Raw genomic sequence first — 19,401 nt, forward strand, 5'->3', positions numbered from 1 at the left:
TCCCCAGGGTCGAGCGCGTGACGAACAGATCACAAGCGCCACTCCCGGTACCTTTCGCGCCAGCGGATACGGAAGACTGCGCCTCATGAGCATGTGGGGACAGCACTCCGGAACGCGCGCCAGACCAGACCGATCGGCGCGTCCGCTCCGAAGAGGAGCTGTGACCCTCGAATGTCGGAACGACGCCGGACGGAGCCGCCGCTGATGGCGCGCACCGCCGTCTCGGCCGCCCGGCAGCTGTTCTCGCGCTCGCGGCGCAGCGACTCCCCCGGGGAAGGGGAACCCCCGTACGGAGTCGAACCCGACGTGACCGAGTACCTGCCGGCTCCGGCGCGCGACGAGGAGGCTCCCCGCCGGGACGCCCTCCTCGAGCAGCACGCCGCTCCGGCGCACGCGGATGCCGGGTACGTCTTCGACGTGCCCGCGCCCGCGATCGGCGAGTACTGCGAACTCGACGCGGATGCTCTCGAATTCCCCCATCCGGGGGTCGCCTCCTTCGTCCCCGATCTCTCGCGCCCGGTCCGCGGCGGAGGATCGCACAGCGCGTTCCGCAGCCCGCCGCCGTCCGCCCCGGCGCCCGCCGCGCCGTCGCCGATGATCGACCTCCCGCGCGACTTCGCGCCCTCCGAGGAGATCGAGGAGCCGCAGACCCACGAGCAGAACGCCGAGGAGTTCGAGCCGCCGGCCCCGCCGTCGCGCTTCGAGCCGCAGCCCGTCGACGCGCAGTTCTTCGATGCGCCTCCGGCGCCGCCCGCACTCCCGGCTCCGCCCGTCCTCGCCCCGCCCCTCGCGGAGCAGCCGGTCGAGCCCGCCGCGGAGGAGACCGAGTGGTCCGGGAGTGAGGAGCCCGCGGACCTCGAGTTCGACGGCACCCGTCTCGCCGCTCCCCACCCGCCCGCGGCTCCGCCCGTCGACGCGCAGCCGGTCGACGCGCAGTTCTTCGAGCCGCCGACCTCCGCGCCGTCCGCCCTCCAGCCGCCGGCCCCCGTCGATGCCGCGCCGCCCGCCGCGCCGCCGCTCCCGCCGGCGCCGCCCGTCGCGCCGCCGCTCCCTCCGGCCCCGACCGTCGACGCCACGCTCCTCCGCGGCTTCGCTCTCGCGCCGACCGACGCTGGCGGCCCCGTCCCCGCGCCCGTCATCGGCGAGGTCTGCGAGCTCGACACCGAGCACCTCGAGTTCCCGCACCCGAACGCCGCCTCCTTCGTGCCGGTCCAGGGCCGCAGCCGCGGCGCCTTCGGGCTGCTCCTGCCCGATCCGGCCCGCCGCTCCGCGCCCGTCGAGCCCGAGCAGCACGTCGAGCCCGAGCAGTACGACGAGGCCGAGCAGTACGACGAGCCCGAGCAGTACGACGAGGCCGAGCAGTACGACGAGCCCGAGCAGTACGCGCAGGAATCCTTCGGCGGACCCGATCAGCACACCGCGCCGCAGCACCGCACCGAGGACCCCGCACAGGACCTCTTCAGCGAGCGCTTCCTCGCTCCCGCGCCGTTCCCCGGCCGCAGCGACTCCGACGGCGACACCCGCGACGACGACGACGCCGACGGCTTCCTCGCGCCGCCCGTGCCCGCCACGGCGCACCAGTGGCACGGCGCTCCCGTCTCCGCCGAGGCCGCGGACGACGAGGGCAGCCCCCGCCCCCGCCGGAAGACCGTCGTGATCGTCGCCGGCATCGGTGCCGCCGTGCTGCTCATCGGCGGCGCGCTCGTCGCCGTCCCGCTGATCACGAACGGCGGCGGAGACGGCGGCAGCGCCACCGGCCCCGTCGCGGCCGCCGCTCCCGGCACCACCGAGGCCGCCGTCGCCTGGGTCGCGGACACGATCGACCCCGCCTCGGTGCTCCTGGTGCAGGACGACCTCGTCGGCGACGTCACCGACGCCGGCTTCCCCAGCGACACCGTCGTGTCGGAGTCGACGCTCTCCGCGGCGGCACCCGACTCGGCCTGGCGCGCGGCCGACTACATCCTCGTCACGCCGAGCCTGCGGGCGAGCGCGACCGGCGAGACCGAGACGGCGCTCGACAACTCGGAGGCCGTCGCGAGCTTCGGCAGCGGCGACACCGCCGTGGAGGTGCGCCGCGTCCTCGACCAGGGCACCGACCAGGCCGCCGCCGCGGCCACCGTCCTGACCGCCGCGCGCGCCTCGGCCGGCAGCCAGCTCGCGGCCAACCCCGCGCTGACCACGACCGACGCCGCCCGCGCCCTGCTCGAGGGGGGCCGCGTCGACTCGCGGCTCCTCCTCCTGCTCGGCCAGCAGCTCGCCTTCACCCCGCTCTCGGTCGCCGACTTCCCCGTCGGCACCAGCGACGTCGACGGCGTCCGCCGCCGGATGATCCTGTCCGGCTACAACGGCGCCGCGCTCCCGGCCGACGCCGCCGCGCTGCAGAGCGCGACCACCTGGCTCGGCAGCCAGTCGGGCGACTTCGTCCCGACCTCCGTCGAGTCGACCCCCGAGGGTCTCCTCGTCACCCTCGACCTCGATGAGCCGACCGGGCTGCTCCCGGGCGCTCAGTAGCACGACCCACCCGAAGGACCCGCCATGAACCCGATCCGCCCTCTCCGTCTCGCGCGCGCCGCGCTCGCCCTCGCCGCGGTGTCCGCGCTCGCCGCTCTCGGCGCCGCGCCCGCCTCGGCGGCCGAGGCGCCGCCGGCCACCGGCTGGGTGCGGGTCGCGCACCTCTCGCCCGACACCAAGTCGGTCGACGTCACCCTGACCGCCCTCGGCGGCGGCGGGGCGAGCTTCGAGCTCGACGGCGTGGCCTACGGCGCGGTCTCGCCCTACTGGACGCTCCAGCCGGGCACCTACGTCGTCGCGATGGTCCCGTCCGGCGCCCCCGAGGGCACCGCCCCCGTCATCGAGCAGTCCGTCGACGTCTCGGCCGGCACCCCGCTGACCGTCGCCGCCCTCGGTCGCAACGCCGTGCTGCGCACCACGGTCTTCACCGACGACCTCACCCCGCCCGCCGACGGCCAGGCCCGGGTCCGCGTCGTCCAGGCATCGACCACCGCGAGCCAGGTGGACGTCGCCACGACGACCGGCACGCTGCTCGCGACCGGCGCCGCCCAGGGCACCGCCACCGGCTACACCAGCGTCCCCGCCGGCCCGTGGAGCCTCGACCTCTCGGCCGGAGCCGTGACCGCGAAGGCCGACCTCGACCTCGCGCCCGGCTCCGTCGCCTCGCTCTTCGTCCTCGACGACGCCTCGAACGGCCTCGTCGTCTCGCCCGTGCTCGACTCGGCCGCCATCGGCGACCTGCCCACGGGCGGCATCCAGACCGGAGGCGGCGCCACCGCCGTGCACGTCGCCTCCACCACGTCCGCCGCAGCGCCGCTCGTCGACGGACTCCTCGGCGTGCTCTCGGTCCTCGGCGTCTTCGCCGCGGTCGCCGGTGCCCTCGCCCTGATCGCGCGCCGCTCCTCGGTCGGCACCGGCCGAGCGAGCTGATGCGCCGCCTCGCCGGAGCGGGAGCCGCCCTCACGGTGCTCCTGCTCCTGGCCGGCTGCGCCACCGCGGGGGAGGAGGCCGCCCCCGCGGCGACGCCCGCCGCCTCCTCCGCCGCCCCCGCCACCACGGCGCCGGCCACTCCCTCCCCGGGTGACGCGGGCGCGCTGCAGAACCCGGTCGTCGCCGCCGCTCCTGCGCGGTCGGCGGTCACCCCGGTCCGCGTCGTGATCCCCGCGATCGGCGTCGACTCCACCCTCGAGTCGCTGACCCGCGATGACACCGGCTGGATCCAGCCGCCCGTCCAGGTCGACGACGCCGGCTGGTACCGGGACGGCGTCGTCCCCGGCGACATCGGCCCCTCCGTCATCGCAGGTCACGTGGACTCGCGGATCGGCCCCGGCGTCTTCCTGGACCTCACGGCCCTCGTCCCCGGCGACACGGTCGACGTGATCCTCTCCGACGGCAGCACGCGCACCTTCTCCGTCACCGGCTCCGTCTCGGTGCCCAAGGAGGACTTCCCGACCGAGGACGTCTACGGCCCGAGCCCCACTCCGCAGCTGCGCCTGATCACCTGCGGGGGAGTGTTCGACGACTCCTACGGCCACTACGTCGACAACGTCGTGGTCTCGGCCGACCGCATCGCCTGACGGTCCGCCGTGACGGCGCCCGACTCGGAGGCGGCGCGCCGTTTCGAGGCGTAGCGTCGAAGACTATGAGCACCTCTTGGAAGCGCTGGGTCCCCGCCGCCGCCGTCCCCCTGGTCGTCGTCGCCGCGGCCGTCACCCTGCCCCTGTCCGCGAGCGCGGCCGGGGACCTCCCGGAGAAGTCCGCCGCCGACCTCCTGACCTTCGTCGCCGAGAGCGACACCACCGCCTTCTCGGGCGAGGTCCAGCAGACCTCCGCCCTCGGGCTCCCCGACCTCTCCGCGCTCGGCAGCACCGGCTCCGGTGCCCAGGGCACGGACGACGCCTCGGCGACGAGCGCGCTGATGGAGCTCGCGACCGGCTCGCACCAGGCCCGCGTCTTCGTCGACGCCGAGCACGGCGCGCGCCTGCAGGTCCTCGACCGCCTCGCCGAGCGCGACGTCGTCGCCACGAAGGCCGACGGCCTCTGGATCTACGACTCCGCCGAGAACTCCGCGACCCACCTGCTGCCGCCCACCGGCGACACGTCCGCGTCGTCGACCGAGGCTCCCGCCGGCGAGATCCCGACCCCGTCCTCGGTCGCCGAGCAGCTGCTCGCCTCGATCGACCCGACGACCACCGTCGCCGTCGGCTCCGACGTCCGCGTCGCCGGCCGCGACGCCTACGAGCTCGTGCTCACTCCGCGCGACAGCAGCACCCTCGTCGGCTCGGTCACCGTCTCGATCGACGGCGAGACCGGCCTGCCCCTCGGCGTGGCCGTCACTCCCGTCGGCGGCACCGCGCCCGCCTTCAGCGTCGCCTACACGAGCATCGACGTCTCGGCGCCCGACGCCGCGATGTTCTCCTTCACGCCGCCCGTCGGCGCGGAGGTCGTCGAGAAGGCCGCACCGACGCACGAGCAGGACGCGGCCACCGACGCCACCGACGTCCCGGCCGCGCCCGAGGGCGACTCCGGCGTCACCACCACCGGCACCGGCTGGGGCTCGATCGTCGAGCTGCCGTCCGGCGACGCCGAGTCGCTCGCCCAGCTGAACGCCGTGACCACGGCCGTCGACGGCGGCCGGGTGCTCTCCTCCGCCCTGTTCACGGTCCTCTTCACCGACGACGGTCGCGTCCTCGCGGGCGCCGTCCCGGTCGACGCGCTGACCGCCGCCGCCGGTCGGTGACGACCGGAGAGCTCGCGGTCGAGACCCGGGGCCTCACCAAGCGCTTCGGGCGCCAGGAGGCGGTGTCGGGTCTCGACCTCGCCGTCCCGCGCGGCGCCGTCTTCGGCTTCCTCGGGCCCAACGGCTCGGGCAAGACCACGACCATCCGGATGCTCCTCGCCCTGGCCGCACCGACCGAGGGCGACATCACCGTCCTCGGCACGGCGATGCCGCGCGGCGCCGCCGAGGTGCTGCCGCGGGTCGGCGCGCTCGTCGAGGGGCCGGGCTTCTACCCGTTCCTCTCCGGCCGTGCCAACCTCCGCCGCTTCGACGCGGCCGAGGCCGGCACCTCCGCGCGCACCCGCGACAGCCGGGCGGAGGAGGCGCTCGCGCGCGTCGGCCTCTCCGCCGCGGCCGGCAAGAAGGTCGGCTCGTACTCGCTCGGGATGAAGCAGCGCCTCGGCATCGCCGTCGCCCTGCTCTCGCCGCGCGACCTGATCGTCCTGGACGAGCCGACCAACGGGCTCGACCCGCAGGGCACCCGCGAGGTCCGCTCGCTCGTGCGCAGCCTCAACGCCGACGGCACGACGGTCCTCGTCTCCAGCCATCTGCTCGCCGAGATCGAGCAGCTCTGCACGCACGCCGCCGTGATGCGCACCGGACGCCTCGTCGCGCAGGGCGGGCTCGACGAGCTCCGCGGTGACGCGGCCTCCCTCGAGCTGCTGACGCCCGATGTCGTCGACGCGCAGCGCGCCCTCGTCGAGCTCGGGCTCGCGCCGCGGCTCATCCCCGCCGAGCACCCGATCGATCCGCCGCTGGTGGTCGCCGCGATGCCCGCGAGTGCCGCTCCGGAGTCCGTCGTCGCGTCCCTCGTCACCGCGGGCGTCCGCGTCCGCGGCTTCTCCGTCCGCCGCCCCTCGCTCGAGGAGCGCTTCGTTCAGCTCACCGGGGAGGGCTTCGATGTCGAGCGCTGAGACCACCGCCACAACCACCACCGCCGGCCCCGCCCGCACCGGGCGCCGCCTCGGCATCGGCTCGCTCCTCGCCTCCGAGCTGGCGCTGCTCTTCCGACGCCGCCGCACCTGGGCGCTGCTCGCCGCCCTCGCGGCCATCCCGATCCTGCTGGCGGTCGCCGTCCGGCTGTCCGGCGGCGACGGCGGCGGGCCCTCCTTCGTCGGCGCGATCGCCGGCAACGGCCTCTTCACCGGCTTCGCGGCGATCACGGTCGCCGTCCCGCTCTTCCTGCCGCTGACCGTCGGCGTCGTCGCGGGCGACGCGATCGCGGGAGAGGCGTCGCTCGGCACCCTGCGCTACCTGCTGGTCAGCCCGGTCGGCCGGATCCGGCTGCTCGCGGTCAAGTTCGCCGCCGCGATCGCGTTCTGCCTCGCCGCGGCGCTGACCGTGATGGTCGTCGGCATCCTGATCGGCCTGGCGCTCTTCCCGGCCGGTCCGGTCACCCTGCTCTCGGGCACGACCGTCCCGCTCGCGGACGCCGTCGGCCGCGCGCTCGCGATCGCGGTCTACGCGGCGCTCTCGCTGGTCGGCCTCGCGGCGATCGGCCTGTTCATCTCGACGCTCACCGACGTCCCGGTCGGCGCGATGGCCGCCACGGTGGTCGTCTCGATCGCGGCGCAGATCGTCGGCTCGCTCTCGCAGCTCGACGCCCTGCACCCGTTCCTGTTCACCGACCGCTGGTTCGACTTCGCCGACCTGCTCCGCGACCCGCTCGCCTGGAGCTCGTTCGGCGAGAACGCGCTCCTGCAGCTCGCCTACGTCGCCGTCTTCGGCTCGCTGGCCATCGCGCGCTTCACCACCCGCGACGTCCTGTCCTGAGCCGGAAGCACCGCCCGGAACGACGGAGGCCGCCCTCCCCGCCGCAGCGGGAGGGCGGCCTCCGTCGTTCGAGCGGCTGGGCGTCAGCCCTGCGGCGTGATGCCGAAGGTGACGGAGCCGCCCTCGTCCACCTGCGCGTCGAGCACCTTGTCGCCGAGGGCCACGGAGGCGGCGACGTCGAGGAAGACCCGAGCGCCGTCCTGCTCCACGACCGCATCGGTGGTCTCCGGGGCCGGCGCGACGGCGACGGCGAAGTTGCGGGCGTCGAGGTCGTCGCCGCTGATGCGGAGTCCACCCTCGACGGGGGTCTCGGTCTGACCGGTGATGGTCTTGACGACGGTGCTGGCGTTGTCGGTGAGCGCGAGCATCGGGTCGTTCCTTCCGTCCGTGATCGATGAGGGAGCCACGATGCCGAGATCCCCGGCCCGTCTCAACCCGGAGCCGCGGACGTGGAGGGGATGCACACCTCCGCGCCCGGCGCAGCAAGCTGCGGCAAGGTTTGCCTTGACGCGGAAAGTTGCCGCAAGCTACCGTGGCCGTCACGCGCACCCGCGCTCTCGACGACGAGAAAAGGACGACCCCGATGAGCTTCCCCGCCCGCCGCGTCACCCTCAGCGACGTCGCCGCGGCGACCGGCGTCTCGGTCGGCACCGTCTCGAAGGCGCTGAACAACCGCGGCCAGCTGAGCGGCGACACCCGCGGGCGGATCCTCGCCGCCGCCGCCGAGCTCGGCTTCGCGCTGCCGGCCGCCGCGAGCGGGCCGGTCCCGGAGCAGCGGGTGCTCACCATCGGCCTGGTGACCTCCGACGACATCGGCCGCTTCAGCATCCCGGTGATGTGGGGCCTCGAGGACGCCTTCCCCGCCGAGCAGGCCTCGGTGCTGCTCAGCAACTCCCGCGGCGACCGGGTCCGCGAGCGGCACTGCGTCGAGATCCTCGCGGCCCGCGGCGTCGACGCGATCGTGGTGATGACCAACCTCACCGGTCCGCGACCGGCGCTGCCCGCGACCAGCGTGCCGATCGTCTACGTGATGGGCTCCTCCGACGACCCGGCCGACATGTCCGTCGTCGTCGACCAGACCCAGGGCATCCTGCTCGCCCTGGAGCACGTCGCCGCGCTCGGCCGCCGCGACATCGCCTACGTCGCCGGGCCCCGGCTCGACTACTCCGCCCGGATCCGCGCCGAGGCGGTCCAGGAGCACGCGCCCTCCTTCGGCCTGCGCCTGGTCGGCGACCGCTCGCTCTACGGCAACTGGACGGAGACCTGGGGCCGTCAGGCCGCGCAGATGCTGCGCCAGCGGGTCGAGCCGGTCGACGCGGTGCTCTGCGGCAGTGACGAGATCGCCCGCGGCGTCGCCGACGGCCTCCGCGAGGCCGGGGTCAGCGTCCCGCACGACGTCGCGATCGTCGGCTTCGACAACTGGGCCGCCGCGGCGATGAACTCCCGTCCTGCGCTGACCACGGTCGACATGAACCTCGAGGAGCTCGGCCGGGCGGCCGGCGCCCGCGCGCTGGAGGCGATCGACGGTCGTCCCCGCGCCGGGATCGAGGCGCACCCCTGCCAGCTGATCGTCCGCGACTCCACCTGATCCCGCGCTCACCCGCCCACCGCACGCACCCGACCGCCCGCTCCGACCGAACGACGAGGGATCGATGACGCACTCTCCTCTCCGCCTGCTCGACCCGCACCTGCCCGACCTGACCCGCCGCCGCGCGCTCGCCCTCGGCGGCGCGGGCCTCGCGGCCGCGCTCGGCCTGACAGGCTGCTCCGCCGTGCTGCCCGAGGCCGACGTCTCCGCGCCCTCGTTCGCCGCCGCCCCGAGCGGCACGATCCGCTTCTGGTGCCGGAGCGTCGCCTTCACGCCGGCCCAGCTGATCGTCGAGAAGTACCACGCGGCGCAGAGCGCGGTGCGGGTCGAGCTGACCGTGCTGCCCGAGGGGCAGATGGTCACCAAGCTCGCGACGGCGATCCGCGCGGACGCCGTGCCCGACGTCGTCGCTCCCGACTCGGTCACCACGCCGGTCTTCAGCTCCCGCGAGGCGCTGACCGACCTCACCCCGCTGATCCAGGCGCTGCCCTACGCCGACCGCCTCAACCGGCCGCTGCTCGACGTCGCCTCCTACGACGGCAAGGTCTACGGCCTGCCCGCCCTCTCCAACGTGTCGCAGCTGTTCTGGAACAAGCGGCTCTACGAGCAGGCCGGCCTCGACCCGGAGCAGGGACCGACCGACTTCGACCAGTACCTGACCCACGCCCGGGCGCTGCAGCGGCTCGACGGCGTCTCCGGGGTGACCTTCACCGGCAACTCCGCCGGCATCCTCGGCTACGTGATCCAGCCGCACTTCTGGGCCGACGAGAGTCCCTTCTACGACGGCGTCGTCGGCCGCCAGCGCGCGACCGTCGCGGGCAACGAGCCGCTGAGGCGCACCCTGGAGCTCTACCGCACCTTCGCGCAGGAGAGCCTCGCCCAGCCCGGCGCCTCGGCCGACAGCGGCACGGCCTGGGGGAAGGACTTCCTCGACGGCGCCGTCGGGCTCTTCCCCGGCTCCTACGACCTGATCGTCGGCGGAGCCACCCCCGAGTTCCTCGGCGACCTCGGCGTCAGCGCGTTCCCCGGCCCCGACGGCGGCGTCTCCCAGTTCTCCGGCGGCGCGGTGCTCTCCATCCCGCGCGGCGCACGGAATCCCGAGGCGGCCTGGGACTTCATGCGCTTCGTCACCGAGCTCGAGCAGCAGTCCGAGCTCGCGGCGCTCGGCTGGTACCCGGTGCGCGACGACGTGCTCGAGACCGGCTTCGCCGACGACTTCCCGCTGATGGTCCCCGGGATGGAGCGGATGAACGAGGGCTTCGCGGCCCCGACCACCCTGTACACGCAGCTCACCAACACCGTGCAGTCCCCGTGGCTCGCGATGTTCCGCGGCGCGGTCTTCGGCGACGACGACCTCGACGCGGTCCTCGACCGCGGCCAGGAGGAGACGGCCCGCGTCCTGGAGGTGAACCAGGCATGAGCGTCGCCCTCGGAAAGAAGGACGCCCGCACCGGGCTCCTGATGATCCTGCCCGCCCTCGTGCTCGTCGTCGTCTTCGTCGTGGTGCCGCTGCTCTTCGCCGTGGTGATCTCGGTGACGGACTGGCCACTGGTCGGCACCGTCGGCTTCGTCGGGTTCGACAACTACGCGACCGCGTTCTCGGACACCACCTTCTGGGCGTCCGTGCTCTTCACCCTCGGCTTCGCCGTCGTCTCGACGCTGCTGGGCATCGTCGTCGGCTACCTGCTCGCCGTGCTGGTGCGCTCCAACCGGCGCGGAGCGGGGATCATCCGCACCGCCGTCTTCGTGCCCTACGTGATCGGACTCACCTCGCTGAGCTTCGTCGCGCTGCTCGAGTTCCGCCCCGACAGCGGCGCGCTCGACCAGGTGCTGATGGCCGTCGGCCTGACCGATGCGCCCACCGCCTGGCTGCTCGACGCGACGAGCGCGACGACGCTGATCGTCCTCCTCGGCGCCTACGTCGGCTCCGGCTTCACGATGATCGTCCTGATGTCCGGCATGCAGGGCATCGACGACGCCCTCTACGAGTCCGCGGCGATCGACGGTGCAGGCCGCTGGAAGCAGGAGTTCCTGGTGACGGTGCCGCTGGTGAAGCGCTACCTCGGGCTGCTCAGCGTGCTCGGCTTCGTCGGCGCGATCCTCGCCTTCACCCAGTTCTACGTGATCACGGGCGGCGGGCCGGGCACCGGCACCCTCACCGTGATGCTCTACGTCTACAACAAGGCCTTCGGCGATCTGCAGGTCGGCTACGCCACCGCGCTGTCGTTCGTGGTCGTGGTCATCGCCGCCGCGCTGACCCTGCTCCAGTTCCGCGTGATGAAGGACGACTGATGCCCCCTCGCACTCCGACACCCGTCCGCCCGCCGGCGCCCGCCGCCGCCCCGGTGCCGGCCCGTCGCCGCAGCACCCCCGCCGCCCGGCTCCGCACCGTCCTCTACGTCGTGCTCGGCACGCTCGTCTCGGTCGCGTTCGTCGCGCCGGTCGCCTGGTCGATCCTGCGCTCGTTCCAGCCCGGCGCGCAGATCGTCGCGCCCGCCGCCGAGCAGTCCTTCACGAACCTGACCCTCGACAACTACACCGGCCTGCTCGGCTCGATCGGCGCGGGGACCTACATCGTCAACTCGCTGATCATCGCGCTCGGCACCGCCGTGCTCAGCGTGGTCGTGACCACCCTCGCGGCCTACGCGCTGGTGCTCTTCCCGTTCCGCGGCTCGAACGTCGCCTTCGGCCTGATCCTGCTGACGATGATGGTGCCGTTCCAGGCGGTGCTCACCCCGCTCTTCCTCGAGATGAACGCGCTCGGCCTGACCGACACCCACCTCGGGATCATCCTCTTCTACCTCACCTTCAACCTGCCGTTCGGGGTGTTCCTGATGCGCAACTCCTTCGCCCAGATCCCGCGCGAGGTGACCGAGGCCGCGCGGATCGACGGGGCCGGCCCGTTCCGCATCCTCTTCTCGGTGCTGCGGCCGATGATCGTCCCGGGCGTCGCGACGGTGTTCCTCTTCGCCTTCCTCGGCGCCTGGAGCGACTTCCTCGGCGCGCTGACTTTCCTCACCCGGCAGGACCTCTTCACGCTGCCGGTCGCCATCCAGAACATCTCCTCCGGCGCCTTCGGCCAGACCGACTTCGGCTACGTCATCGCCGGCGCGGTGCTGCTGATGATCCCGTGCCTGCTGCTCTACGCCGCCATCCAGAAGTACTACGTCCGCGGTCTCGTCGCGGGCGCCGTCAAGGGCTGAGAGGTCTCCCGTTGCCCCGCACCGCCCCCGCCGTCCGCCCCGTTCGCCGCTTCCCGCTGCGCTCCGTCCGCCTGCTGCCGAGCGCCTTCGCCGACGCTCAGGCCACGGGCCTGCGCTACCTCCTCGCGCTCGACCCCGACCGCCTGCTCGCGCCGTTCCTGCGCGAGGCCGGCCTGCCCGCGGTGGAGGGCTACGGCAACTGGGAGGCGGACGGGCTCGACGGGCACGTCGGCGGTCACGCGCTCTCGGCGAGCGCGCTGATGCTCGCGGCCACCGGCGACACGGCCGCGCGCGAGCGGATGGAGACCCTGCTCGACGGATTCGAGCGGGCCCAGGACGCGGTCGGCACCGGCTACCTCGGCGGCGTCCCCGGCGGGCGCGCGCTGGGGGAGGAGCTCGCCCGCGGCGAGGTCGACGCCGACCTCTTCACCCTTAACGGCCGCTGGGTGCCGCTGTACAACCTGCACAAGGCGCTCTCGGGCCTGCTCGACGCCGCGTCCGCCGGCGGCTCGGAGCGGGCGCTCGCGATGGCCGTGCGGTTCGCGGACTGGTGGCTCGGCGTCTCCGCCGGGCTCGACGACGACGCCTTCGAGGCGATGCTGCACACCGAGTTCGGCGGGATGAACGAGGCGTTCGCCGATCTCGCGGAGCAGGTGGCCGCCGCGGACCCCGGCGACTCCGAGCGCGCCGCCGCCTACCGCGCCGAGGCCGCGCGCTTCTCGCACCGCGCGCTGCTCGACCCGCTGCTCGAGCGGCGCGACGCGCTCGACGGGCTGCACGCGAACACGCAGATCCCGAAGGCGGTCGGCTACGCGCGCCTCGGCGGCGAGCAGCTGCCGGCCGCGCGCTTCTTCTGGGAGCGGGTCACCGGCGAGCGCACGGTCGCGATCGGCGGCAACAGCGTGCGCGAGCACTTCCACCGCTCCAGCGACTTCACGCCGATGATCCTCGACCGCGAGGGCCCCGAGACCTGCAACACCGCCAACATGATCGAGCTGAGCAGCGTCCTCTTCGAGGCGGGCGGCGAGGAGCGCTACCTGGACTACATCGAGCGCGCGCAGTGCAACCACCTGCTCTCCTCGCAGCACCCCGACGGTGGCTTCGTCTACTTCACCCCGCTGCGCCCGGCGCACTACCGGGTCTACTCCGCGCCGCACGAGGGCATGTGGTGCTGCGTCGGCACGGGGCTCGAGAACCACGCCCGCTACGGCGAGCTGATCTACGCCCTCGTCGGCGACGAGGCGCGCGACGTTGGCGGCGCACGGACCGATGACGACCTGCTGATCGCCCTCTACCTGCCCTCGACCCTCGACGTTCCGGAGCACGGGCTGCGCGCGCGGATCGACACCGCCTTCCCGCACGCCGACGACGTGACGATCACCGTCGACCTGGAGCGCGCCGGCGCCGTGCGGCTCCGTCGGCCGTCGTGGGCGGAGTCGATGACCGTGACGGTCGACGGCGCAGCGCTGGACACCCCGGCCGTCGAGGGCTTCGTCCGCACCGCCGTCCTGGAGCCCGGCCGCCACGAGATCCGGGTCGTCTTCGCGCTCGGCTTCCGCGCCGAGCCGCTGCCCGACGGCTCCGCCTGGTCGGCGTTCTCCTACGGCCCGGTCGTGCTCGCGGCGAGGACCGACGACGCCGACCTCGACGGACTGATCGCCGACGGCCGGCGGATGGCGCACGTCGCCGCGGGCCCGCTCCGCGACCTCGCCGCGACCCCGGTCGTCACCGGGGGAGTCGGCGCCGTCGCCCTCCTCGACCGCGCGACCCTGACCGCGGAGCTCCGCACCGACGCCGGTCCGGTCCGCCTCGAGCCGTTCTCCGCACTGCACGACAGCCGCTACACGCTCTACTGGCCCAGCGGCTCCGACTCCGCCGCGCGCCGGGCCGAGCTCGCCGCGCTCGACCGCGAGGCCGCCTCGGGAGCCGCCGTGGTCGACTCCGTGACCGCGGGCGAGCAGCAGCCCGAGTCGGACCACGCCTTCGTCGGGCACCGCAGCCGCGCGGGCGGCGCCGACGGCGTGCACTGGCGCAGCGCCGAGGGCCCGGACGGCTGGTTCGGCTACACCCTCGTCGACCGGTCGCAGCGCGCCGCCGTGCTCCGCGTCCTGCTGCGCGACCGTGACGGCGGCGGCGGCGAGCACGAGCTCCGGATCGACGGCCGCCCGCTCGGCGGGCCGCTCGCCGTCCGCACCCGCGACGACGCCGTCGAGGTGGACTACGCGATCACCCCGTCCACGGGCGAGGACGGCCTGGTCGAGTTCTCCCTGCACGCCGTCGGCGCCGGGCCGACGGGCGATCTGCTCACGGTGTCGCTGGTGGCGGAGCCGGCGGGAGCGGTCGGGTAGCGGCGGGAGCGGGGGCCGGCGGAGGAGTGGCGGGTCCCGCGCCCTGCGAGACTGTCCGGATGCACCCCGCCGACGCCTGCCCGTGCGGAAGCCGCCGCCACTACGCCGACTGCTGCCGCCCCGCCCACCTCGGCGAGACGCCGTCGCCGACCGCGGAGCGCCTGATGCGCAGCCGCTACAGCGCGAACGTGCTCGGCAGCGCCGGGTACCTGCTCTCCAGCTGGCACCCGTCCACGCGCCCGAAGCGCGTCGACCTCGACGACGACGTCCGCTGGCGGCGCCTGCAGATCGTCGACACCTCGTTCGGCGGCGAGGACGACGCGGAGGGGCTCGTCGAGTTCCGCGCCTCCTACCGCTCGTCCGAGGGGCCGGGGCTCGTGCACGAGCGCAGCCGCTTCCTCCGCGAGGACGGCCGCTGGTACTACGTCGACGGCGATCTGCTCGGCGACGGATCCTGACCACCCCGACCGTACGGAGCTCGAGCGGCCTACCCTGGGGAGATGGCCAAGGACTTCCGCCGGGCGGACCACGCGTCCCGCTACGAGCTGCACCAGGACGGGGCGCTCGTCGGCGTCCTCGACTTCCACGAGAACGACGAGAGCGTGTCGCTCGTGCGCTCCTTCACCTCGCCGCCGCACCGCGGCCAGGGGCTGGCCGGCGAGCTGGTCGCCTTCGCCGTCGACGACATCGAGGCGTCGAGCGGCCGCAGCATCGTGCCGATGTGCTGGTACGTCGGGCAGTGGTTCGACCAGCACCCGGAGCGGGCGCACCTGCTCACCCGCGGCGCGCAGGCGTAGGCCGCGGGTCTAGGTCCTGACGATCGGTTCGACTCCGGCGAGGTCGGGCCCGAGCCCGATGTCCACGAGCCGGATCCGGCCGACGTAGGAGCGCGCGGGCTCGAGCAGCAGCCCCGCCTTGATCGCCCCGAAGGTCACGGTCACGTCGGCGGGAAGGACGGTCCCGTCCGGTACCGCGCCGTCGTCGGGCCCGATCCCGCTCGGCAGGTCGACGGCGACCACGACGGGCGCGTCCTCGCGTCGTCCGAGCGCGTCGATCACCGTCGCCACCACCTCGCGGGGCCGCCCGCGCAGCGCGGGCTCCGCCGTGCCGATGCCGAGGATCCCGTCCACGATCACGTCCGCGCGGGCGACCGCCGCTGCGAGGGCGGCCGGATCGTCGGCGGCCACGCGGCCGCAGCCGTCGTCCAGCGCGACGGCGAGTCCGCGCTGATGCGCCCTGTCGGCGGTCAGCACGAGCGACACGTCGCTGCCGGAGGAGGAGATCTCGGCCGCCGCGTAGAGCGCGTCCCCGCCGTTGTTCCCCGGCCCGACCAGCACGAGCACGCTGCCCGCGCCGCGCCTGTCCCTGCGCGCGTTGAGCGCGGCCCGCAGCTCGCGCGCGAGCCCGTCCGCTGCCCGCTGCATCAGCGGCTCTCGACGCGCCAGATGCGGCGCCTCGGCGGCCCGCACCTGCGCGGAGGAGTATCCCTCGGCCATCCCTCCACTGTGCGCCCCGCCCGCCCCCACGGCAACCGCCCCCACCTGATTCGGAGCCCCGCCCGAGGCGCGCAGGGTGTCCGCCTCACGCTGGTCGACCAGCCCGAGTCGTGCTGGTCGAGCAGCCCGAGTCATGCTGGGCGAGCAGCCCGACCCATGCTGGTCGAGTAGCCCCGCGGGGGCGTATCGAGACCCACCGTCACCAGAAGGACGGGTCTGCAGACAGATCGACTGACGCTGGTGGATCTACTGGGAAGAGGCGCCCGCAGACATGCTGGTCGAGTAGCCCGCAGGGCGTATCGAGACCCGCCCGCCGCGACCCGCCGCCGCGCTCACCCCGCCTGTACCGCCCGATCCGCCTCCTCGACGATCGCGCGCATCGCCGCCTCCGCCGCCTCGCCGTCGCCCTCCGCCACCGCGGCGGCGACCGCCTGGTGGAGCCCCACCGCCTCCGAGTCCGCCTCCCGCGGCATCAGCGCGTGCCGAGTCCGCCCCGCGAGCACCTCCGCGACGAGATCGCCCAGCTGCGCGAGCAGCGGATTCCCGGACGCGGCCAGCAGCGTCCGGTGGAAGGCGGTGTCGGCGGCGAGATACGCCTCCCGATCGGCCGCCCGCGCGTGCTCGGACATCCCGCCCGCCGCCGCCACGAGCGCCGCCCTCTGCTCGCTCGACGCGTGCTCCGCCGCGAGCCGCGCCGCCAGCGGCTCCACGCCGAGGCGCAGCTGGCTCAGCCGGTGCAGCTGCGCCTGCCGGTCCGGCCCGTCGAGGCTCCAGCCGATCACCCGCGGATCCAGCGCATTCCAGCACTCCGGCGGCTGCACCCGCGTCCCCGCCCGCCGCCGTGAGACCACCAGCCCGAGCGACTCCAGCACCCGCACCGCCTCGCGCATCACCGAGCGGGAGACCCCGCGGCGCTCGGCCCGGTCGTCCGCGCTGAAGGCGCTTCCGGGGGCCAGCGCGCCCTGCACGATCTGCGCCCCGAGCTCGTCGAGCACCGCCTCGTGCAGCGAGCGCGGTTCGTCCATGCCCTCAGTATTCCGGCGCACGCCTCGCCCGACCAGCTATTCGTCGGACATAATCGAGGTCATGACCGCATCGGCCAGTCCCTCCGCCACCCCCGTCCGCGCCCTCGTCGTCATGGGCGTCTCCGGCAGTGGCAAGTCCACGATCGCCACCCTGCTCGCCGACCGCCTCGGCTGGACCTTCGTCGAGGGCGACGAGCTCCACCCCGCCGCGAACGTCGCGAAGATGGCCGAGGGCGTCCCGCTCGACGACGAGGACCGCGCCCCCTGGCTGGCGACGATCGCGGCCCGCGTGGACGCCCTCGTGAGCGGCGGCGACTCCGTCGTCGTCACCTGCTCCGCCCTGCGGCGGCGCTATCGCGACGTGCTTCGCCGCGACGACCTGGTCTTCGTGCACCTCGCCGGCACCCGGGAGCTCATCGCCGACCGCCTCGGCGCGCGCACCGGCCACTTCATGCCGCCCGCCCTGCTCGACTCGCAGTTCGAGGCCCTCGAGCCGCTCGGCGACGACGAGCGGCACGTCACCGTCGACCTCGCGGCTGCTCCCGAGGACGAGATCGCACAGATCGTCGAGACACTGGGCCTGCAGGCCGCCTAGCCCAGCAGCGCCTCGAGGCTCGCCGCCGGCAGCCCGAACGCCTCGGCGACCGCCGCGTTCACGACCTGCCCGTCGTGCGTGCTGAGCCCCTTCGCGAGCGCCGGATCCGCCGCGAGCGCCGCCTTCCAGCCCCGATCCGCGAGCGCGACGACGTAGGGGAGCGTCGCGTTCGTCAGTGCCCGCGTCGACGTCTCCGGCACCGCGCCGGGCATGTTGGCGACGCAGTAGTAGACGCTGTCGTGCACCGCGAAGACCGGGTCGTCATGCGTCGTCGGCCGCGATCCCTCGAAGCAGCCGCCCTGGTCGATCGCGATGTCGACCAGCACCGAGCCGGGCTTCATCGTCGCCACCATCTCGTCCGTGACGAGCTTCGGCGCCCGTGCACCCGGGATCAGGACCGACCCGATCACCAGGTCCGCCTCCGCCATCTGCGCCGCGATCTCGTAGGTCGAGGACGCGCGCGTCTGGATCCGCCCGTCGAAGCGCGCCTCGAGCTCGCGCAGCCGGGGGATCGACAGGTCCACCACGGTCACGTCGGCGCCCATGCCGAGCGCGTTCGCCGCCGCGTGCTCGCCGGCCACGCCGCCGCCGATCACCACGACCTTGGCCTTCGGCGTTCCAGGCACTCCGCCGAGGAGGGTGCCGCGCCCGCCGGCCGCCCGCATCAGGTGGTAGCCGCCGACCGTGATCGAGAGCCGCCCGGCGACCTCGCTCATCGGCGAGAGGAGGGGCAGGTGGCGATCGGGCAGCTGCACGGTCTCGTAGGCGATCGCGGTGGTGCCGGCGGCGAGCAGCGCGTCGGTGCACGCGCGGGAGGCGGCGAGGTGCAGGTAGGTGAAGAGGATCTGCCCGGAGCGCATCCGCGGGTACTCCGCCTCGATCGGCTCCTTGACCTTGACCACCAGGTCGGCCTCGCCCCAGACTTCCTCCGGCCCCGCGACGATGCGGGCGCCGGCGGCGGCGAAGTCCTCGTCCGAGACCCGCGAGCCGAGCCCGGCGCCCGCCTCGACCAGCACCTCGTGCCCGCGCCGCACCAGCTCGTGCACTCCGGCGGGCGTCGCCGCCACGCGGTTCTCGTTGTTCTTGATCTCGGTGGGGATGCCGATGCGCATGACTGCTCCTTCGCGGTGGACTGCCCCTATCGTGCGAAGATCCTGTTTCGACCGGGAGAACATCCGCAGGATCGTTGAGAATCGGAATGTTCGCCGCAGGATCAGCGATCAGAAGGAGCCGTGCCGCCATGAGACCGCAGGATCTGCACGACCTCGGCGACCTCGATCCGATCGACCGCACCCTCGTCCGCCTGCTCCGCGCCGACGCCCGCACCCCGAACAGCCGCCTCGCCGAGCAGGCGGGGATCGCGCCCTCCACCTGCGTCTCGCGGGTGCGCTCCCTCGTGGAGCGCGGCATCATCACCGGCTTCACCGCCGAGCTCGACCCCGCGGCCCTCGGGCTGACCCTGCAGGCACTGATCAGCGTCAACATCCGCGCCGGTCAGCGGCAGGCGATCACCCGGTTCGCCGAGGAGATCCGCGCGCTGCCCGAGGTCGTGCAGCTGTTCTTCCTCGGCGGATCGGAGGACTTCCTCCTCCACGTCGCCGTGCGCGACTCGAACGACATCCGCGACTTCGTGGTGTCGAACCTCTCGGCGCACCCGGCGGTCGCCTCGACCCGGACGAGCCTGGTCTTCGATCACCACCGGAAGGGGCCGGCGCTGCCGGAGTGACGCGGTGCGCTCAGCCCGCTCCGGGACTCGGTGCGCGCCGTGCTTCAGGGCGCGCCGGGACTCAGTGCGCGCCGGGGCTCAGGTCGCCGCCGCCGCGCTGCGTCAGCCCGGGGATCCGCCGTGCGAGCCCGGCGATGTGCTCCTCCGCGATCTCGATGCGGGTGTCGCGCAGGCGCTGGCGCAGCAGGGCCTCGACGTCCTCCTCGGGCCGGAGCTCGGCATCGCCGGCGACCTGCAGCAGGATGCCGCGGAGCTTCTCGTCCAGGGGTGCGTCGTCGCTGCCGTGCTGAATCGGGTGGTCCTGCGATGCGTTCGTCATGTCCCCATGCTGCCACCGTCCGCCGGGCACGCGAGGCA

20 protein-coding genes are annotated in these 19,401 nt (G+C 74.0%); 15 read left to right on the forward strand and 5 right to left on the reverse strand.

Going from position 1 to position 19,401, the window contains the following annotated elements; all coding sequences use genetic code 11:
- Positions 1 to 171: 171 nt before the first annotated feature.
- The 6 genes from EDF36_RS10325 (at position 172) to EDF36_RS10350 (ending at position 7,063) form a co-directional block, all read left to right on the forward strand.
- Entirely contained in the window at positions 172 to 2,511 is a 2,340-nt protein-coding gene (locus EDF36_RS10325) for a hypothetical protein (protein WP_221181640.1), read from the forward strand.
- A gap of 24 nt (positions 2,512 to 2,535) precedes the next feature.
- Entirely contained in the window at positions 2,536 to 3,441 is a 906-nt protein-coding gene (locus tag EDF36_RS10330) for a DUF4397 domain-containing protein (protein ID WP_123732963.1), read from the forward strand.
- Complete coding sequence (locus EDF36_RS10335) at positions 3,441 to 4,088, forward strand: class F sortase (RefSeq protein WP_123732964.1); 648 nt, start codon at positions 3,441 to 3,443, stop codon at positions 4,086 to 4,088. Before EDF36_RS10330 ends, EDF36_RS10335 begins: the two co-directional genes overlap by 1 nt.
- Positions 4,089 to 4,153: 65 nt before the next feature.
- Positions 4,154 to 5,251 (forward strand): DUF2092 domain-containing protein, encoded by a 1,098-nt coding sequence (locus tag EDF36_RS10340; protein WP_123732965.1) that lies wholly within the window; start codon positions 4,154 to 4,156, stop codon positions 5,249 to 5,251.
- The gene (locus tag EDF36_RS10345; RefSeq protein ID WP_123732966.1) at positions 5,248 to 6,204 is read left to right on the forward strand and encodes an ABC transporter ATP-binding protein; all 957 of its coding nucleotides are present in this window, start codon (positions 5,248 to 5,250) and stop codon (positions 6,202 to 6,204) included. Before EDF36_RS10340 ends, EDF36_RS10345 begins: the two co-directional genes overlap by 4 nt.
- Positions 6,191 to 7,063, forward strand: coding sequence for an ABC transporter permease (locus EDF36_RS10350; protein ID WP_123732967.1), 873 nt, complete (start codon positions 6,191 to 6,193; stop codon positions 7,061 to 7,063). The genes EDF36_RS10345 and EDF36_RS10350 overlap by 14 nt, the downstream gene beginning before the upstream one ends.
- An 83-nt stretch (positions 7,064 to 7,146) precedes the next feature.
- Here the strand turns inward: EDF36_RS10350 and EDF36_RS10355 are convergent, their stop codons facing one another.
- Positions 7,147 to 7,431, reverse strand: coding sequence for a hypothetical protein (locus EDF36_RS10355; protein WP_123732968.1), 285 nt, complete (start codon positions 7,429 to 7,431; stop codon positions 7,147 to 7,149).
- 215 nt (positions 7,432 to 7,646) lie between these two features.
- Here EDF36_RS10355 and EDF36_RS10360 point away from each other — a divergent pair, with 215 nt between their 5' ends.
- The 7 genes from EDF36_RS10360 to EDF36_RS10390 all read left to right on the forward strand — a co-directional run bounded on the left by EDF36_RS10360 (position 7,647) and on the right by EDF36_RS10390 (position 14,999).
- Positions 7,647 to 8,651: a LacI family DNA-binding transcriptional regulator gene (locus EDF36_RS10360; RefSeq protein WP_123732969.1), complete on the forward strand. Its 1,005-nt coding sequence runs from the start codon at positions 7,647 to 7,649 to the stop codon at positions 8,649 to 8,651.
- 64 nt (positions 8,652 to 8,715) lie between these two features.
- On the forward strand, positions 8,716 to 10,071 hold the full coding sequence (locus EDF36_RS10365; protein WP_123732970.1) for an ABC transporter substrate-binding protein: 1,356 nt from the start codon (positions 8,716 to 8,718) through the stop codon (positions 10,069 to 10,071).
- Positions 10,068 to 10,943 carry a carbohydrate ABC transporter permease gene (locus tag EDF36_RS10370; protein ID WP_123732971.1) on the forward strand — a complete coding sequence of 292 codons (876 nt, stop codon included), beginning with the start codon at positions 10,068 to 10,070 and terminating at the stop codon, positions 10,941 to 10,943. Before EDF36_RS10365 ends, EDF36_RS10370 begins: the two co-directional genes overlap by 4 nt.
- Complete coding sequence (locus tag EDF36_RS10375; RefSeq protein ID WP_123732972.1) at positions 10,943 to 11,854, forward strand: carbohydrate ABC transporter permease; 912 nt, start codon at positions 10,943 to 10,945, stop codon at positions 11,852 to 11,854. Before EDF36_RS10370 ends, EDF36_RS10375 begins: the two co-directional genes overlap by 1 nt.
- A gap of 11 nt (positions 11,855 to 11,865) precedes the next feature.
- Positions 11,866 to 14,202 carry a glycoside hydrolase family 127 protein gene (locus EDF36_RS10380; RefSeq protein WP_260300670.1) on the forward strand — a complete coding sequence of 779 codons (2,337 nt, stop codon included), beginning with the start codon at positions 11,866 to 11,868 and terminating at the stop codon, positions 14,200 to 14,202.
- 59 nt (positions 14,203 to 14,261) lie between these two features.
- Entirely contained in the window at positions 14,262 to 14,660 is a 399-nt protein-coding gene (locus tag EDF36_RS10385; protein WP_123446101.1) for a YchJ family protein, read from the forward strand.
- A 42-nt stretch (positions 14,661 to 14,702) separates the two neighbouring features.
- Complete coding sequence (locus EDF36_RS10390) at positions 14,703 to 14,999, forward strand: GNAT family N-acetyltransferase (protein ID WP_123446102.1); 297 nt, start codon at positions 14,703 to 14,705, stop codon at positions 14,997 to 14,999.
- Positions 15,000 to 15,008: 9 nt separating this feature from the next.
- Here the strand turns inward: EDF36_RS10390 and EDF36_RS10395 are convergent, their stop codons facing one another.
- The gene (locus EDF36_RS10395) at positions 15,009 to 15,698 is read right to left on the reverse strand and encodes an NAD(P)H-hydrate epimerase (protein WP_123732973.1); all 690 of its coding nucleotides are present in this window, start codon (positions 15,696 to 15,698) and stop codon (positions 15,009 to 15,011) included.
- A 332-nt stretch (positions 15,699 to 16,030) separates the two neighbouring features.
- Positions 16,031 to 16,723, reverse strand: a complete 693-nt coding sequence (locus EDF36_RS10400; protein ID WP_123732974.1) for a FadR/GntR family transcriptional regulator — start codon at positions 16,721 to 16,723, stop codon at positions 16,031 to 16,033.
- A gap of 61 nt (positions 16,724 to 16,784) precedes the next feature.
- Between EDF36_RS10400 and EDF36_RS10405 the strand changes: the two genes are divergently transcribed.
- Positions 16,785 to 17,318 carry a gluconokinase gene (locus EDF36_RS10405; RefSeq protein WP_123732975.1) on the forward strand — a complete coding sequence of 178 codons (534 nt, stop codon included), beginning with the start codon at positions 16,785 to 16,787 and terminating at the stop codon, positions 17,316 to 17,318.
- Here the strand turns inward: EDF36_RS10405 and ald are convergent.
- Entirely contained in the window at positions 17,315 to 18,430 is a 1,116-nt protein-coding gene (ald, locus tag EDF36_RS10410; RefSeq protein ID WP_123732976.1) for an alanine dehydrogenase, read from the reverse strand. The two genes, EDF36_RS10405 and ald, sit on opposite strands and share 4 nt — an antisense overlap.
- A gap of 128 nt (positions 18,431 to 18,558) precedes the next feature.
- On the opposite strand from ald, the gene EDF36_RS10415 reads away from it, so the two are divergent.
- Entirely contained in the window at positions 18,559 to 19,044 is a 486-nt protein-coding gene (locus EDF36_RS10415; RefSeq protein ID WP_123446107.1) for an Lrp/AsnC family transcriptional regulator, read from the forward strand.
- A 61-nt stretch (positions 19,045 to 19,105) separates the two neighbouring features.
- Here EDF36_RS10415 and EDF36_RS10420 read toward each other — a convergent pair whose 3' ends face one another.
- Positions 19,106 to 19,363, reverse strand: coding sequence for a hypothetical protein (locus tag EDF36_RS10420; protein ID WP_123446108.1), 258 nt, complete (start codon positions 19,361 to 19,363; stop codon positions 19,106 to 19,108).
- Positions 19,364 to 19,401 lie beyond the last annotated feature (38 nt).

It is taken from the genome of Rathayibacter sp. PhB152 (assembly GCF_003751395.1).
Lineage (GTDB): Bacteria > Actinomycetota > Actinomycetes > Actinomycetales > Microbacteriaceae > Rathayibacter > Rathayibacter festucae.

Coding starts and splice junctions, on each gene's coding strand:
- EDF36_RS10325 (WP_221181640.1), top strand. CDS start 172: ATGTCGGAACGACGCCGGACGGAGCCGCCGCTGATGGCGCGCACCGCC.
- EDF36_RS10330 (WP_123732963.1), top strand. CDS start 2,536: ATGAACCCGATCCGCCCTCTCCGTCTCGCGCGCGCCGCGCTCGCCCTC.
- EDF36_RS10335 (WP_123732964.1), top strand. CDS start 3,441: ATGCGCCGCCTCGCCGGAGCGGGAGCCGCCCTCACGGTGCTCCTGCTC.
- EDF36_RS10340 (WP_123732965.1), top strand. CDS start 4,154: ATGAGCACCTCTTGGAAGCGCTGGGTCCCCGCCGCCGCCGTCCCCCTG.
- EDF36_RS10350 (WP_123732967.1), top strand. CDS start 6,191: ATGTCGAGCGCTGAGACCACCGCCACAACCACCACCGCCGGCCCCGCC.
- EDF36_RS10355 (WP_123732968.1), bottom strand. CDS start 7,431: ATGCTCGCGCTCACCGACAACGCCAGCACCGTCGTCAAGACCATCACC.
- EDF36_RS10360 (WP_123732969.1), top strand. CDS start 7,647: ATGAGCTTCCCCGCCCGCCGCGTCACCCTCAGCGACGTCGCCGCGGCG.
- EDF36_RS10365 (WP_123732970.1), top strand. CDS start 8,716: ATGACGCACTCTCCTCTCCGCCTGCTCGACCCGCACCTGCCCGACCTG.
- EDF36_RS10370 (WP_123732971.1), top strand. CDS start 10,068: ATGAGCGTCGCCCTCGGAAAGAAGGACGCCCGCACCGGGCTCCTGATG.
- EDF36_RS10375 (WP_123732972.1), top strand. CDS start 10,943: ATGCCCCCTCGCACTCCGACACCCGTCCGCCCGCCGGCGCCCGCCGCC.
- EDF36_RS10385 (WP_123446101.1), top strand. CDS start 14,262: ATGCACCCCGCCGACGCCTGCCCGTGCGGAAGCCGCCGCCACTACGCC.
- EDF36_RS10390 (WP_123446102.1), top strand. CDS start 14,703: ATGGCCAAGGACTTCCGCCGGGCGGACCACGCGTCCCGCTACGAGCTG.
- EDF36_RS10395 (WP_123732973.1), bottom strand. CDS start 15,698: ATGGCCGAGGGATACTCCTCCGCGCAGGTGCGGGCCGCCGAGGCGCCG.
- EDF36_RS10400 (WP_123732974.1), bottom strand. CDS start 16,723: ATGGACGAACCGCGCTCGCTGCACGAGGCGGTGCTCGACGAGCTCGGG.
- EDF36_RS10405 (WP_123732975.1), top strand. CDS start 16,785: ATGACCGCATCGGCCAGTCCCTCCGCCACCCCCGTCCGCGCCCTCGTC.
- ald (WP_123732976.1), bottom strand. CDS start 18,430: ATGCGCATCGGCATCCCCACCGAGATCAAGAACAACGAGAACCGCGTG.
- EDF36_RS10415 (WP_123446107.1), top strand. CDS start 18,559: ATGAGACCGCAGGATCTGCACGACCTCGGCGACCTCGATCCGATCGAC.
- EDF36_RS10420 (WP_123446108.1), bottom strand. CDS start 19,363: ATGACGAACGCATCGCAGGACCACCCGATTCAGCACGGCAGCGACGAC.